This is a genomic window from Halomonas sp. FeN2 (genome assembly GCF_020595105.1).
Classification (GTDB): domain Bacteria; phylum Pseudomonadota; class Gammaproteobacteria; order Pseudomonadales; family Halomonadaceae; genus Vreelandella; species Vreelandella neptunia.
In genome coordinates this window covers 290,763-304,090 of sequence record NZ_CP074200.1, presented here as the reverse complement: position 1 = coordinate 304,090, position 13,328 = coordinate 290,763, and the positions used below count along the sequence as shown (strand labels likewise).

The following is a 13,328-nucleotide window of genomic DNA, read 5'->3' as shown; positions in this document are numbered from 1 at the left end:
CGTCATCCAGGTGTGGGCTAGGCGACCAAATAATAGTGGGTTTGTACGACATTAAATGTCGCATGGCGCGGTTAGGCTAGTGATTGAGAACGATGCTTGGCAGTAGCCGCTGCAGTAAGGAGCCCCTATGAAACCTGCTATAAACCCAAACAAAATCGTTGTGTTTACCGGTGCCGGTATTAGTGTCAGTAGTGGCCTAGAGGCGTTTCGTGACAGCGATTTAAGGTCGGTTGGGCAGCACGAGCAATTGGCTTCACCCCATGCCTGGAATAGACGTCGGAAAGAAGTGATAGAGTATTACAACTGGCGCCGAGAGTGTGCTGGCAACGTACAACCTACCCCGGCTCATCTTGCTATCGCACGGCTTGAGCAAAAGTACGAAGTTGTCGTAATTACCCAAAACGTTGATGACTTACATGAGCGAGCAGGTTCTCGTAATGTCATTCATTTGCACGGTGAGCTTAGAAAGGTGAGATGTTGCGGTCAGCATGCGCTGGTATCGGATATCGGCATCAGCCCACAGCATTTAGGTGACACTTGCCCTGATGGGCATGAATTACGGCCACACGTGGTCTGGTTTGGTGAGCAGATTATGCATTACTCAGAGGCTGGTCGGCATTTTAAGACGGCAGCCAAGGTGCTGGTAATCGGAACTTCGCTGCAGGTTGACCCAGCAGCGCAGCTGCCCAAAAAGGGAAGATATAGGGCGGAAAAGCTGATCGTAAACCCTCACGTCGATGTGGCGGATAGACCCTACAGCTATCGCATTATTCATAAAGAGGCGGATAGCATTGTGCCGGATATTGTAGCGGCCTGGCTTGAAGGGCAGCGCTGGGACTATGGGCTGGGTCGCGCCTGAGAGCGTGGTCATGATATTGCCACAGCAAGGATCATTGTGCATGAGTTCAACGAAAAAAGCTGAAGACCTGCTGCACTTGGCTGCACTTCTTCAACGTCACTATGTGAGCACTCCGCGTTTTAACGTATTCACCGTATTGCATAAACCAACGGATGAAGTTCGCTTACACTCGCGTTTTATTGCCGCTTTGCTAAACCCTCAAACGCATGAGTTAGGCGTAGAGCTACTTAAGTGTTTTATCGACCAAGTACGCATCCCGGATTTCTCCTTAAAAGGTGTGCGTGTCGTTACCGAGCAGCAGCGAATTGATATTCTGGTTACCAACACCAAGCGTCAAGCCATTCTGATCGAAAACAAGCTATTTGCCGCTGATCAGGAAAACCAGTTGGTCACGTATTATCAATCACTGCGTGCCCAAGGCTACAAAGAGGTGCACGTGGTATTCCTTTCATTGGACGGGCGCCCTCCAGCATCACACAGCTTAGGGCACCTGGAGCAGCTTGGTACTAGTTCCGATATGCCAGGCACTTATCAAACAGCCGCCTACGCAGAGTGCTTGCGGCCCTGGTTGGCCAAATGCGTAGAAAAATCCGTACTGCATCCTTCTTTACGCGAAAGCATCGTTCAGTATCACGACCTGATCACACAGTTAACGGGACAAGACATGGACACCCACCACCTGGATACGTTGGCTGACACCTTGCTTGAGGGAGACAACCTGCTTGCAGCGCATGACATTCGTCTGGCGTTTGATGAAGCGCTGATTCGTTTACAAGCGAAAATTTGGATAGAGCTCAGGGAGACGATCAGCGGAATCAGTGCTGAGATGGATCAGCAACTGGATAGCCAGCATTCAACGTGTGGCAACGTTCAAGAGCAGTGTCGAGTATTTATGCAGTCTTATAAGCGTAGATCACCCAATCGCGAGACCGTTGGCTTGTATTATAAGCTGCCTCATCTGCAAAATGCTTTTATCGCTGCTGAAGCAGAAATAAACAGTATCTATCTAGGAATTAAATGCTCTAACGAATCAACAGAGTATAAGCCGCTGTGTCAGTTATTGGACAAAGAGGGGGCAATGGCCAGTCGGAATCACCTATGGCCTGGTTATGCCTACATTCCCCAGGATTTAAATTTGCGTAACCCATCCATTCAATCTTTGCGTACCCTAACAGACGACGCGCAACTAAAAAGCTACGTTCAAGCTATGGCCGATGAGATGCTACGCCTATGGCATTTGTCATCAGGGCTTAAGGTGGATGCTAATGTATACTGAATATTGATGTTAGAAATTCCACTGCCGTCAAAACACCTTTTTTGACGTGATGCTTATGACATGGATAGGGGGATCTGATTGATTTTAAAAGTGAAAAAGCTCTAGTTTCGGATGGTAATTTATTGTTGTTCTCCACCGCAACGGAAGCGATGCCGCCGTTGCACGGTGATGCATGCGCCCAACCTGCTGTGCTATTAATTAACCTCGCTCAGTTTGCTGCTATGTTAATACCTATATAGATTTACTCGCTGAAGCCATGTGCGCGCTGGCGGAGATATATAAACGATGTCGTATGAAATCATGCTAAAGCGTATATATGCGCCGATAGAGGATCACGACGGCACTCGGGTGTTGGTTGATCGGTTATGTCCTAGCGGGTTGTCTCCCAGTTTACTGGCGCTGAATGAGTGGTACCCGGAGATAGCGCCTGCATCTCAATTATGCCGTCAGTATCGACAGCAAAAAATCAGTAAATCACTCTTTCTTGAGCGCTACAGGCGTGAGCTGAAGGCATGCCACGATAAGCTACTGCCTTTAATGAGATTCGCACGAGCGGGGCGAGTTACCCTACTAACCGCCGCTCGTGAAATTGAAGATTCCCACCTTCCAGTAATCAAAGAGCTGGTGCTATCAGCGCTCGAAAAGGAAGACGCGAGTGATCGTGAATTTTGCTCATCGCCCTGCCTGGCGCACACATTACCCACTTCTCAACGTTAGACCGTTTGCTTCACGCGTCATCATTGGGCTTGACGATGAATGGGTTGGTGCCAGTGCGCCTAATATTCATGGCTTAATAAGCCCAGATAACAGCAAACAAAATACCCCACCCCAGAGCACTGGCAGCCATGATTGTGTAAGTGGCTGAGATCGTAGCAACATCAAATTCTTGATGGGTACAGAGTGCTTGTAAGCCGTGGTAAATCAAGCTGCAAGAGATGCCCAGCCCGCTAAGTATAACCACTACGTTGAAAAGTAAGCTGGGTACCAATAGTGCCAATGAAGCGACGAATAACGGTAGTGGTGCAAGTGTGGCAAGTAAATAGGCATCTTGATAGCTGATAGATAGCTCTTCAGTTCCATTGACTACAGCGTAGATTACCCAGCCAATAACGAAAAAACTCAATATCTCTGCTAGGAAAACAATTGTCGTGATAAAACGCCACTCTCGGTCAGCAAAGCCTGCCATAAATGCATCGCCGTAATGGGTGCCCGCATAATAGAGCATTACTGGCGGCAAGAGCGACATGGGTAAAACCACCAGCCACGCTAGTAAAGGAATGGAGGGGGAGGAAGCCTGTAGCTCTTTCCAGCCTTCACGATGGTTGAATGGTAATTTGAGAAAAGTGAGTACTCTCATTTCAGATCCCCCCTGCAGGTGTAATCTCAATGGTTATTTGTATCATGGTGTGATATTGTATTTTTTTAAAGCGCTCTAAATTGGCGAGTCAGCAATAGCCGAGTATGTGGTAAAGAGAATTGGAAAAATGAATAACCCTCAGACACTTGATAAAAGCGACTTTGAGCGGCTGTCGCAATTTCGTTACCGGTTGCGTTGCTTTCTTCGCCATAGTGAAGATATCTGTCGCCGCTATGGGCTGACGCCCTTGCAGTATCAACTATTGCTACATCTTCGTGGTTTCCATGGAAGAGACTGGGCGACGGTGGGGGAGCTAGCGGAACGGCTTCAATCAAAACATCATGGGGTGGTGGCGCTAGTTGATCGCTGTGAGCAGCTATCATTGGTTGTGCGGCGGCAAGGGCGTGAGGATCGCCGCCAAATAGAAGTGCATTTATTGGAAGAGGGCGTGAATCGGGTAACGCAAATCGCTGAAGCTCATCAACCTGAGTTGCGTCATTTGCAGGAAGAGACGCCATTTCCGGGTTGGCATAAGTCCACTTAATGCAGAGCTTAAGAAGTTGGATATAGCCAATATACATCGAATGTCCTCATTAATAATGCTTGGTTCGATTGCTGTGTTTAGCTCTTAAGTGTGGTGTGTGGCATTTAGTTGCTGTACTTCTATACTGTGAACTTCAATTTATCGTTAAGGTATTGCACTATGACAAAGCATGATTTGCCTTCTGGAGCTGGAGATGTCGCAAACCAGTATCCTGAGATATGGGAAGCTTATGCCGCTTTGGGCAAAGCCTGTGCTGAAGCTGGGCCGCTTGATGAACGTAGCCGACGCTTGATAAAACTCTCGCTGGCCATAGGGGCACGCTCCGAAGGGGCCGTTCACTCCCATGTGCGTCGTGCCTTGGAGGAGGGAGTGAGTGCCGAGGAACTGAAACAAGTAGCCATGTTAGCGATTCCTACCACCGGATTTCCGACTGCTGTGGCGGCCTTAACCTGGATTGAGGACATCACGGATCCTGATTAAGGGCGCTCTGGGGGCGCTCTTCTGAATCTAGAGGCACTGTCCGGATCCAATCGACGCGAACAGTGCCGTGATGCTACAGATATTCTGACCGTTCAGTGCTTGGCGTTCTGAAGAGCCTGTTCTTCGATGTCTCTATCGACTGAAGAGACGTAGTATTCGTCATCGAAAGCGCCTTCTGGCTCCTTGAGCCACACTAGGCAGATAACCCAACTAATGAAGGCGCCGGTCGCGATGATGTAGAAGAACTGCGACGGTGTGACAAACGTAAAGATGGTGAGGTAAACCACCGCGCCAACATTACCGTAAGCGCCCGCCATGCCCGAGATTTGACCAGTGATGCGGCGCTTGATGGAGGGAATGATACCGAAGGTTGCCCCCTCAGCCCCTTGCACGAAAATCGAGGTGCCGATGGTCACAGCAATGGCCAGAATGAGTGGCCAACTCGAATTGAGCATGGCCATTAGCAAGAACCCAACGCTAATCCCAAACATGTAGCACAGCATCACAAAGCGCCGGTTACCCATGCGGTCGGAAACCATGCCGCCCATGGGGCGCGCCACCAGATTGACGAACGCGAATGACGCAGCGATCAGGCCGGCCGTAGCGGCATTCAGGCCCCAGGTCTCCTCAAAGAACATGGGCAGCATCGATACCACTGCGAGTTCAGCGCCGAAGTTGGCAAAATAGGTGCTGTTAAGCGCCGCCACACTGTTGAACGAGTATTTATCATCTTCGGGCACCCCCTTACGCAGGATTGGCAGGTTGACCCGCAGGATCTGTACGATCTGATAAATAACGATCGCCACAATGACGAGATAGGCGATGACCGCCCCAGTAACTGATAAATAGCCCATATACTGGATACGCCAGACCAGGATGGCGAGTACGCCGACCAGCGGGATGGTCCAGATGATCAGCTTGATCATGTCGCCCCAGGAGCTCACTTCCATGGCGGCGGTCTTGCGTGGCTTGCGGTGGGCCTGAGCATCCGGGCCATCGGTAATCGCGAACCAGTAGTAAACACCGTAAGCGGCCATCACGATAGCACTCTGGGCGATTGCCCAGCGCCAGCCATCGGGGCCGCCGTACATACTCAGGGCGATGGTTGGCAGCGACATGGCCGCTACGGCAGAGCCGAAGTTACCCCAGCCAGCGTAGAAGCCTTCAGCGAAGCCGATGTCTTTCGGCTTGAACCACAGCGCCGTCATGTGTATACCGACCACGAAGCTGGCACCAATCGAACTCAGTACTAAGCGCGCCACCAACAGCTGCGTCATGCTGTTACCGAAAGCAAACGCCAGTGCCGGTAGTGACATAGTTACCATAAGCACTGAGAACACCCGTCGCGGGCCGAATCGATCCAGCGCCATGCCAACGATGATGCGGGCAGGAATGGTCAAGGCGACGTTGCAGATGGCGAATAGTTTGAGATCATCCGTGGTCAGCCAGTCGACGCTCTTGAGCATGCTCGACGCGAGCGGCGCCATGTTGAACCACACGTAAAAGGTAATAAAGAAGGCAATCCAGGTCAGGTGCAAGGCCCGAATTTCGGGGCTGCGAAACTTGAATACAGCGGAAACTTTCATGGTCGTATCGTCCTGTGTCCCAAAGGTGGGCTGTACCAAAGGAGGTGTAGAGGCTGCTCAAGGGCTGGGTAGGATCAACAAGGGACACTCGGCGCGCCGGGCCAGGAACGAGCTGACGCTGCCGAAAGTCATGTAGTCGAGTTCATCGACGAAATAAGTCAACGACTTGGCGATAATGCCGCCGTCCGGCTGATGGCTATGGCGGGCAATCACCAGTAGGTCTGGCGAGAGTTTGCGAGTGGCCTGCAGCAGCATCTTGCGTGCATCCCCCTCGGCGAGAAGCTGCTCGGCCTGGAAGCCCTCGCCGATGGCGAATGCCACACCCTCTTGAAGGTGTTGTTTAACCTCATCGTGCTCCTGCTGAAAAAGCGCCTCGTTGTTATCGGTAGCGTCGAGTGGATTCTCCACCACGCCGACCAGTACCAGCAGAGGTTGGTTGCAGCGGAACATATTGACGACCTGAGCGAGAGCCAGCTTGGCGTTTCGCGAACCGTCATAGGCGATCATGATTTTCATGGTGTCCTCCCACATTGGGGTAGGGGGTGAAGACCCGGAGCTTGGCTCCGGGCATAAACAAGCAAGCCCTATTTAGGGGTTCTTAACGTAGGCACCTTTGCGTAGGTAGAACCACCAGTTGATGACCAGGCAGATGGCGTAGAAGACCGCAAAGCCGTACATGGCAAGCTCCGGTGTGCCGGCCTGGATTTGCTCGCCCATTACCCGCGGGGCGATGAAGGCGCCATAGGCAGCGACGGCTGAGGTCCAGCCAAGTACCGGGCCTTTCTGCTGCTGGTCGAAAATAACCCCGATGCTGCGGAAGGTAGAGCCGTTGCCGATACCACTGGCGGCGAATAACACGATGAATAGCAGCAGGAACAGCCAGAAGAGTTGATTTGGATCGGTGGCGTTATAGGCCTGCATCATCACGTAGCCGGTGGCGATAGAGGCGACCACCATGACCGCAGAGATTATTTGGGTGACGATGGAGCCACCCACTTTGTCGGAGATCCATCCGCCCAGCGGACGGATCAGGGCGCCCACGAAGGGGCCTATCCAGGCCCAGGTTAAAGCGCTGGGCGCCTCTGGGTTGGCCACGCGAATTAGCGTGCCATCGGCAGTGGCTTCCATCATGTTGCCGAAGATGACGTTGATGGAGAGCGGCAGGGCTGCAGAGAAGCCGATAAAGGAGCCGAAGGTCAGAATGTAGAGGATGGTCATTGACCAAGTGTGCTTATTGGAAAATATCGCGAACTGCTTCTGGATATTGGGCTTGATGTCGCCAGGAATCAGGCGCAACAACACCAGAGTCAGAACAATGGTTAGCGGCAAGGCAACCCACATATTAAGCCAACTGAGAGCCAGCATGCCGACGATGGCAGTTACCATGCCGACGCCGTAGAGGCCTAATATTTTGCTGAAAGCTGCCAGCGGCGAACCAGGGTTGGGCGTAATAGTGCGAAGATTGTTCATACCGAACCAACCGGCGAACGCTAATGGAACCAGGAATACAAGCCAGATAAAGCCAGCATTCTGGATCCAGGTATCGGTACCTGCTTCGATTCTGCCGATCAGCGTACCGCTAGCGCTTTGCAATTCCATCGGCGAACCGGCTATAGCGCCGAAAATGCCGACGGTCATTACCAGCGGGATGACAATTTGCATGGTCGTGACGCCGAAATTACCCAGGCCTGCATTCATGCCCAGGGCGTAACCTTGCTGCTTGCTGGGATAAAAAGTGGAAATGTTGCTCATTGAACAAGCGAAGTTACCGCCACCGATACCTGAAAGTAGCGCCAATGCCTGGAATACCCAGAACGGCGTGCCTGGGTTCATCAAGGCGATACCAGTGCCGGCTGCGGGGATCATCAATAGCGCGGTGGTCAGGAATATGGTGTTCCTCCCGCCAGCGATGCGGATCATGAACGATGCTGGGATGCGCAGGGTGGCACCTGCTAGACCGGCAAGCGCCGTCAGTGAAAATAGCTGGTTAACCGTGAACGAAAAACCCAGGTTCTGCATCTGGGTGGTAATCATTCCCCACATCATCCAGACAGCAAAGCCCATCAGCAGGCTGGGGATGGATATCCATAGATTGCGGTTGGCAATGTGCTTGCCTTCCTGTTCCCAGAATTGGGCGTCTTCGACATTCCATTTCTCAATGTCGGCATTTCTCTTGCTCATGGCGATTTCCCCTTGGCATCAAACCTGTCTGCATCTAGCAGTTAGAAAGCAAGATACGCTGGGGGAAGAAATTGGGGAATAGGTGGAAATAGCATGAAAAACAGCGACATACCTCTTGAGAGGTAGTCGCTGAAAAGCCTGGATTCATTGATTTTAAACAGAAAAAATCGAGAGGAGGTAAAGGCGGGTCAGAGCAAAAGTATTCTGGGAGTCTTTAGAGGTAACCACACAGAATCGATTAGTGATCGATACCTTCCTGGACTGCCCAGACGGCGGCTTCGACACGCGAGCGTAAGTTAAGCTTTTTGAGCAGATGCTTGACGTGAACCTTGACCGTGCCTTCGGTAATATCCAGCTTGCGTGCGATGAGCTTGTTGGAGAGTCCGCCAGCAAGCTGTTGCAGAATTTCGCGTTCACGCTGCGTTAGGCTATGAATATCCGGGGTGGTGGGGGCATTGCGCTGATTACGCAGGGCTTCAGCGAGTAGGGCGGTCAGGCTTTCGCTGATGACCATGCGCCCCAAAGCAGCCTGACGCAGTTGGCGAACCATGTCTTCAGGCTCCATATCCTTTAACAGGTAACCGTCAGCACCGTTGCGCAGTGCGGCGACAACATCATCCTCATGGTCGGAAACAGTGAACATCACCACACGGCCGCTATAGTTGGCTTCCCGTAGGCGGCGCAAGGCTTCTAAGCCATTGACGCCCGGCATGTTTAAATCCAGTAAAACCAGGTCAGGCTCAAGTTTGAGGGCCAGTGCAATGCCTTCTTCAGGGTCGCCCGTCTCGCCAACCAGTTCAAGATCGTCCTCTAGCTCAAGCAGCTGAGCGACGCCACGCCGGAGTAGCGGGTGGTCATCAATAATCATCAGGCTGGCGGGTGTATCGTTGGCTGTGGTCAGCGTCATTAAGAAGTCCCTGTACCTAAGTGAGAGTCGGAGGCAGCCGTCACAGGCTGCTGCTGAATTAAGCGAGCGGTCAACGGGGTGAAGACTATCTCAATGCTGGCCCCCCCTGTGGGACGATTGGTGATACTCAGCTCCCCGTTCAGGGTAGTGGTTCGGTCGCGTATGATCACCAAACCGTAGTGCATAGGTGGCGAGCTATCGTCTTCCAGGCCTATGCCGTCATCCTCAATACGCACTAGCAGGCGAGCATCGGCGAAGCGCACAGTGACTCCAGCCCAGTGGGCTTGGGCGTGCTTGTGGGTATTGGCCAGCGCCTCGCGAATGATCTGCAGCACGTGAATTTCTTCATTGGGGTTAAGTAGGTAAGGCGGCACATCGTACTCAAGCTCGACCGTTACCTCCATGCGCTGGCTAAACTCATCGACGGTCTGGCGTAAGGCAAATTGCAGCCCCGGCCCCTCTAGTTTGAGCCGGAAGGTAGTGAGCAGCTCACGTAGCTGACGATAGGCGCTGTTTAGGCCGGTACGCAGCTCGTCGAATACCGCAGACTGCATCTCTCGGGTGGCTTCTTTTTGCTGCATGCGTTCGAGTCGAGCGACCTGCATTTTGAGATAAGAGAGCGATTGGGCTAGAGAGTCGTGAAGTTCCCGCGCAATGATGGTTCGCTCGTTGATCAGCGTAACGTGCTGCTGCTCCTCGATACGTCGCTGCAGGTACACCGCCGTGGCGAGCTGGTCGGCTAACATGGTGAGCAGCCGACGGGTGCTATCGTTGAGGCGCTCCTGGGGATACCACACTTCCAGGGTGCCTAGCAGCGTATCGCCTACGCTAATCGGTAGCAGTAAGCACTGTGACTGGTTATTGGACACCATCTCCAAGGGGCGAGGATCGATCAGGCAAGCGTGACACTCCTGGTCACGACAATACTCTGGTCGGGTTCGCGAGTGGGTTTCTAAAACCGGCATTTCCCGTTGGTCGAAAGGATCGTTGAGAGAAAGCCGTATCGGCCCGATATCCAGCAGCTTTTCCAGTTCGCGTAACATGGGCGCTGCGCTAGAGCAGAGATCATTACCGCCCCCATACAGCGAGCGGCTGGCATCGTGCATTACCCGCAGTGCCTGATTACTGCGTTCAAGCTCCTGCTTCTTGCGCGACACCTTGTCTTCCAATGCGGCGTAGCTTGTTGCCAGCTCCGCAGACATCTTGTTAAAGGTATGGCCCAACAGAGCCAACTCGTCGCTGCCGCGGAGTTCGGAGCGTGGCTTGAAGTTACGCTGTGCCGCCTCGCGGGCAAGAACCATCAGTTGACGCAAAGGGACTACCAGATTGAAGCGAACATCGTAGAGGGCGATCGAGACCACTATAGCGATCAGTACCAGAAAGAGTACTTGCATCATCCCCAGTAGCCGCACCTTGGCCTCCGTGCTCTCTTCCAAATAGGTCACCAGCACTTCAATGTCATTGACCATCGCCACGATCATCATTTCTAGCGTATCGAGGTCAAGCGCAGTGGCTGGGGACGGTGCCTCTAGTGCCGGACGAAGCGTGTGCTGCCAGTAGATCTGAAGTTTTTCCAGTTGACGGCGGCGCTCGTGACGATCATCAATGGGGATCGTTTGTTGAAGCGTTGTGCCATACAAACGTTGATCGAAGCTCGAAATCAGTCCTTCGAGCTGTTCTGCGCTTGTCTCCTCTGGAGCATACTCCAGGCGTTGCAATGCCCCCATGATTTGATAGGCATTCATGCGTAGTGAGCCAGCGACATTAATCGCGGCAGCATCGCCACGGCTGCTGTTAGACATTGCCATGGTCAGGGTGATGCTGATGAGTGCCATCCCGCTAATGGCAAGTAAGGACGCAATGATGCGAGCAACCAGGGAGCGCTGAAGTAATTTCATGGCATTTCCGATAGCGCGGAAGAGGTAAGGGAGTGTGGCACTGTCTGCATTTCGATACGAGGGCTATTCCTTTGGGGTTAGCCGACCTACCTCCGATGTTTTTTGACCTACGCCCAGTATTTACAGACAATTCTTACATGTCTTCCGATGTCTTTATACCCTCGCTGGGAAACGCCATGCCATCATCTGTGCCGCCTCCCGCGTTGGAGACATCAAAGCAGCCTGTAAATGGTTATCAGTTGCTAGTAGCCATGCTGCTGATGCCGCTGGCAAGCGCTTTAGCAGTGGCTGGCTGGACACTTTATGCCCTGCTCGCAAAACAACCCCTCTATGTGCTGGTACCGTTGAGTAGCGGTGTGCTGTTGGCTTGGCCGGCTTGGTTTATCGCCAAGCGGGGAGACACCTGCCGCTTGATGCAATGGCTATTACTGGGGCTAGCGTTGGCGCTGGGCGGGTTTGGGATGGCTAGCCAGCCGTGGGAGTTTTTGTTGGTTGGGGCTGGGCTTGGACTGGGAGGTGCGGTGATTACCACTGGCATAGCCCACGCCAAAGGCTGGATGCCTGGTCGTTGGGTGAGTCTTTGTGTCGCCCTTTTTCTGGCTTTAGCGGCGGGGGTAGGGTTTTCCTTGCGGATGGCGCCTCTGGTAGTCCAAGCCTATGGTTGGCGCGCGGCGCCACTTAGTCTGTTGATCCCTCTGTTTATGGTAATGCTGCTGCTGTGGCTTTTCGTAGAGTCACCCGAGTAAAGCCGCCTATGAGTCTCACCTGTTCATTCTTACCTACTCTCTCACCTTCTGATTCTAAACCACTAGCGATAAGGCCCATTTTATGACCATAGCGACATTTGCCGATTTACTGCAGGAAGCGCGTAAACAACCTAAGCCCCAGCGCCTGCTGTTTGTGTTCGTTCGCGCAGAGCTGCCCGATTTCCCTGATGCTGACCAGCGTCGTCGCTTCGAACAGGGTGAAGGGGGTGTGTTGGTGCCTGTGGTATGCGTAGATAAGTCGACGGAGGAATTGACCAGCATGGCTGCGTTGGTTGAGGAGTCACGCCGTACCGAGATCGAATGGGATCTAGTGTTCACAGCTGCCATGGACGACCCAAAAGATGACGCTGAGGTTGAACGGCAGCTCCAGCGTATGATGGAGTCGCTGCAAATGGGTAATATCACCGCCTATCTTGCCTTCGATCATCACGGCAATGCGGTTAACGTCGCCTAGGGACGGTTACCATGGAGCACTATTTCCTCATCAAGCACCTGCACATGACGGCCGCTGCGCTGAGCATCACGCTCTTCATAGTGCGCGCCTGGTGGTCGGTGCAGGAAAGCCCGCGACTCAACGCCCGTTGGGTCAAGGTATTGCCTCATCTTATTGATACGGCTCTGTTGGGGCTGGGGGTGACTTTGATGGTATTGCTTTCCGTATGGCCCTGGCAGCTTCCTTGGCTTGGCGCCAAGCTACTGGCGCTGCTGGCCTATATCGGTATTGGCACCATTGCGATTAAGCGCGGTGCAACGCCAAGGGCACGTGCTGTTGCTGCGTTAGTGGCGGTTGCCATATTCGCCTATATGGTGGGGGCTGCCATACATCACAGCCCGCTTTCCTGGCTAGCCTGAATTGCGGTTACTTTCTGCTTCACTCCTCACTCCTCACTCCTCACTTTTATTGTGCCATTGAGTGGGCGGCATGGCCGCTCCCTTCGTGGCGCCCGAGCCGGGCGAGCAATTCCAGGTCGATATCGTCATAGGTGATTATCTCGCCACCATGAACTACGACGAACTGCTCGGCATGCTCATGGCTGGAGAACGGCGCAAGGTTGTGGCCCATGCTGCCGCGCCGATCATGGCTGACCACATACCAAGCGTCTGCTGCAGGGATAAAGGCATCGTCTTTAGGTGCTTCCCAGGGTGTCACGCCGACATCATGTACATAGGCGTGGCGCAGCTGGGTCTGATTTTCGGGCTGCTGGAGGAAAACGAACATCTCCAGCGTGGAGCAGAACTTACGCGCGTCACTGTGGCTTTGCATAAATGCCTGACCTTTGGGGCCTTCGAATTCGGTGATAAACATACCGCATACATGGCAGATGTCATCGCCGCTAATAGGCTGAGGCGGCATCCTTTCGGCGCTGTCAGTGGCATTGTTGCAACCGGTCATGAGCAAAATAATAAGGGCTAGCGTGGGCAGCAGGGCGGGCATGGTCAATCCTCGTTAATAAAATGATGTTAAGAGATGAT

Annotated in this window: 15 protein-coding genes; 8 read left to right on the top strand and 7 right to left on the bottom strand. The window is 53.0% G+C overall.

From position 1 onward, the window contains the following. The first annotated feature begins 127 nt into the window (after positions 1-127). The 3 genes from KF947_RS01440 to KF947_RS01430 all read left to right on the top strand — a co-directional run bounded on the left by KF947_RS01440 (position 128) and on the right by KF947_RS01430 (position 2,852). On the top strand, positions 128-859 hold the full coding sequence (locus KF947_RS01440) for an SIR2 family NAD-dependent protein deacylase (protein WP_227405253.1): 732 nt from the start codon (positions 128-130) through the stop codon (positions 857-859). Positions 860-869: 10 nt separating this feature from the next. Next, complete coding sequence (locus KF947_RS01435; RefSeq protein WP_227405252.1) at positions 870-2,135, top strand: PD-(D/E)XK nuclease family protein; 1,266 nt, start codon at positions 870-872, stop codon at positions 2,133-2,135. A 285-nt stretch (positions 2,136-2,420) separates the two neighbouring features. Beyond that, entirely contained in the window at positions 2,421-2,852 is a 432-nt protein-coding gene (locus KF947_RS01430) for a DUF488 domain-containing protein (RefSeq protein ID WP_319796386.1), read from the top strand. Positions 2,853-2,925: 73 nt separating this feature from the next. Here KF947_RS01430 and KF947_RS01425 read toward each other — a convergent pair whose 3' ends face one another. Beyond that, positions 2,926-3,492, bottom strand: a complete 567-nt coding sequence (locus tag KF947_RS01425) for a YIP1 family protein (protein WP_227405251.1) — start codon at positions 3,490-3,492, stop codon at positions 2,926-2,928. Positions 3,493-3,619: 127 nt separating this feature from the next. On the opposite strand from KF947_RS01425, the gene KF947_RS01420 reads away from it, so the two are divergent. Further along, positions 3,620-4,036 (top strand): MarR family winged helix-turn-helix transcriptional regulator, encoded by a 417-nt coding sequence (locus KF947_RS01420; protein ID WP_039858438.1) that lies wholly within the window; start codon positions 3,620-3,622, stop codon positions 4,034-4,036. Between the two features lie 159 nt (positions 4,037-4,195). Further along, complete coding sequence (locus tag KF947_RS01415) at positions 4,196-4,516, top strand: carboxymuconolactone decarboxylase family protein (RefSeq protein ID WP_039858439.1); 321 nt, start codon at positions 4,196-4,198, stop codon at positions 4,514-4,516. A 92-nt stretch (positions 4,517-4,608) separates the two neighbouring features. Here KF947_RS01415 and KF947_RS01410 read toward each other — a convergent pair whose 3' ends face one another. The 5 genes from KF947_RS01410 to KF947_RS01390 all read right to left on the bottom strand — a co-directional run bounded on the left by KF947_RS01410 (position 4,609) and on the right by KF947_RS01390 (position 11,088). Continuing rightward, positions 4,609-6,102 carry an MFS transporter gene (locus KF947_RS01410; protein WP_227405250.1) on the bottom strand — a complete coding sequence of 498 codons (1,494 nt, stop codon included), beginning with the start codon at positions 6,100-6,102 and terminating at the stop codon, positions 4,609-4,611. Positions 6,103-6,159: 57 nt separating this feature from the next. Further along, the gene (locus tag KF947_RS01405; protein WP_035558455.1) at positions 6,160-6,618 is read right to left on the bottom strand and encodes a universal stress protein; all 459 of its coding nucleotides are present in this window, start codon (positions 6,616-6,618) and stop codon (positions 6,160-6,162) included. A gap of 72 nt (positions 6,619-6,690) precedes the next feature. Continuing rightward, positions 6,691-8,283 (bottom strand): antiporter, encoded by a 1,593-nt coding sequence (locus KF947_RS01400; RefSeq protein ID WP_227405249.1) that lies wholly within the window; start codon positions 8,281-8,283, stop codon positions 6,691-6,693. Between the two features lie 238 nt (positions 8,284-8,521). After that, positions 8,522-9,190: a two-component system response regulator NarL gene (narL, locus tag KF947_RS01395; RefSeq protein WP_027959366.1), complete on the bottom strand. Its 669-nt coding sequence runs from the start codon at positions 9,188-9,190 to the stop codon at positions 8,522-8,524. Continuing rightward, the gene (locus tag KF947_RS01390) at positions 9,190-11,088 is read right to left on the bottom strand and encodes a type IV pili methyl-accepting chemotaxis transducer N-terminal domain-containing protein (protein ID WP_041158445.1); all 1,899 of its coding nucleotides are present in this window, start codon (positions 11,086-11,088) and stop codon (positions 9,190-9,192) included. Before KF947_RS01390 ends, narL begins: the two co-directional genes overlap by 1 nt. Positions 11,089-11,264: 176 nt before the next feature. Here KF947_RS01390 and KF947_RS01385 point away from each other — a divergent pair, with 176 nt between their 5' ends. The 3 genes from KF947_RS01385 (at position 11,265) to KF947_RS01375 (ending at position 12,707) form a co-directional block, all read left to right on the top strand. Continuing rightward, positions 11,265-11,834, top strand: a complete 570-nt coding sequence (locus KF947_RS01385; protein WP_227405248.1) for a hypothetical protein — start codon at positions 11,265-11,267, stop codon at positions 11,832-11,834. 82 nt (positions 11,835-11,916) lie between these two features. Further along, entirely contained in the window at positions 11,917-12,309 is a 393-nt protein-coding gene (locus KF947_RS01380) for a ribonucleotide reductase subunit alpha (RefSeq protein ID WP_088701544.1), read from the top strand. Between the two features lie 11 nt (positions 12,310-12,320). Further along, entirely contained in the window at positions 12,321-12,707 is a 387-nt protein-coding gene (locus KF947_RS01375; RefSeq protein ID WP_027959370.1) for a SirB2 family protein, read from the top strand. 46 nt (positions 12,708-12,753) lie between these two features. On the opposite strand, the gene KF947_RS01370 is transcribed toward KF947_RS01375, so the two are convergent. Then, entirely contained in the window at positions 12,754-13,290 is a 537-nt protein-coding gene (locus tag KF947_RS01370; RefSeq protein WP_227405247.1) for a nitrous oxide reductase accessory protein NosL, read from the bottom strand. Positions 13,291-13,328: the final 38 nt, after the last annotated feature.

Excerpts from the sequence above, each read along its gene's own strand:
- KF947_RS01385 (WP_227405248.1), top strand. The coding sequence starts at position 11,265 with ATGCCATCATCTGTGCCGCCTCCCGCGTTGGAGACATCAAAGCAGCCT.
- KF947_RS01410 (WP_227405250.1), bottom strand. The coding sequence starts at position 6,102 with ATGAAAGTTTCCGCTGTATTCAAGTTTCGCAGCCCCGAAATTCGGGCC.
- KF947_RS01380 (WP_088701544.1), top strand. The coding sequence starts at position 11,917 with ATGACCATAGCGACATTTGCCGATTTACTGCAGGAAGCGCGTAAACAA.
- narL (WP_027959366.1), bottom strand. The coding sequence starts at position 9,190 with ATGACGCTGACCACAGCCAACGATACACCCGCCAGCCTGATGATTATT.
- KF947_RS01440 (WP_227405253.1), top strand. The coding sequence starts at position 128 with ATGAAACCTGCTATAAACCCAAACAAAATCGTTGTGTTTACCGGTGCC.
- KF947_RS01435 (WP_227405252.1), top strand. The coding sequence starts at position 870 with ATGATATTGCCACAGCAAGGATCATTGTGCATGAGTTCAACGAAAAAA.
- KF947_RS01425 (WP_227405251.1), bottom strand. The coding sequence starts at position 3,492 with ATGAGAGTACTCACTTTTCTCAAATTACCATTCAACCATCGTGAAGGC.
- KF947_RS01430 (WP_319796386.1), top strand. The coding sequence starts at position 2,421 with ATGTCGTATGAAATCATGCTAAAGCGTATATATGCGCCGATAGAGGAT.
- KF947_RS01415 (WP_039858439.1), top strand. The coding sequence starts at position 4,196 with ATGACAAAGCATGATTTGCCTTCTGGAGCTGGAGATGTCGCAAACCAG.
- KF947_RS01405 (WP_035558455.1), bottom strand. The coding sequence starts at position 6,618 with ATGAAAATCATGATCGCCTATGACGGTTCGCGAAACGCCAAGCTGGCT.
- KF947_RS01370 (WP_227405247.1), bottom strand. The coding sequence starts at position 13,290 with ATGCCCGCCCTGCTGCCCACGCTAGCCCTTATTATTTTGCTCATGACC.
- KF947_RS01375 (WP_027959370.1), top strand. The coding sequence starts at position 12,321 with ATGGAGCACTATTTCCTCATCAAGCACCTGCACATGACGGCCGCTGCG.
- KF947_RS01420 (WP_039858438.1), top strand. The coding sequence starts at position 3,620 with ATGAATAACCCTCAGACACTTGATAAAAGCGACTTTGAGCGGCTGTCG.
- KF947_RS01390 (WP_041158445.1), bottom strand. The coding sequence starts at position 11,088 with ATGAAATTACTTCAGCGCTCCCTGGTTGCTCGCATCATTGCGTCCTTA.
- KF947_RS01400 (WP_227405249.1), bottom strand. The coding sequence starts at position 8,283 with ATGAGCAAGAGAAATGCCGACATTGAGAAATGGAATGTCGAAGACGCC.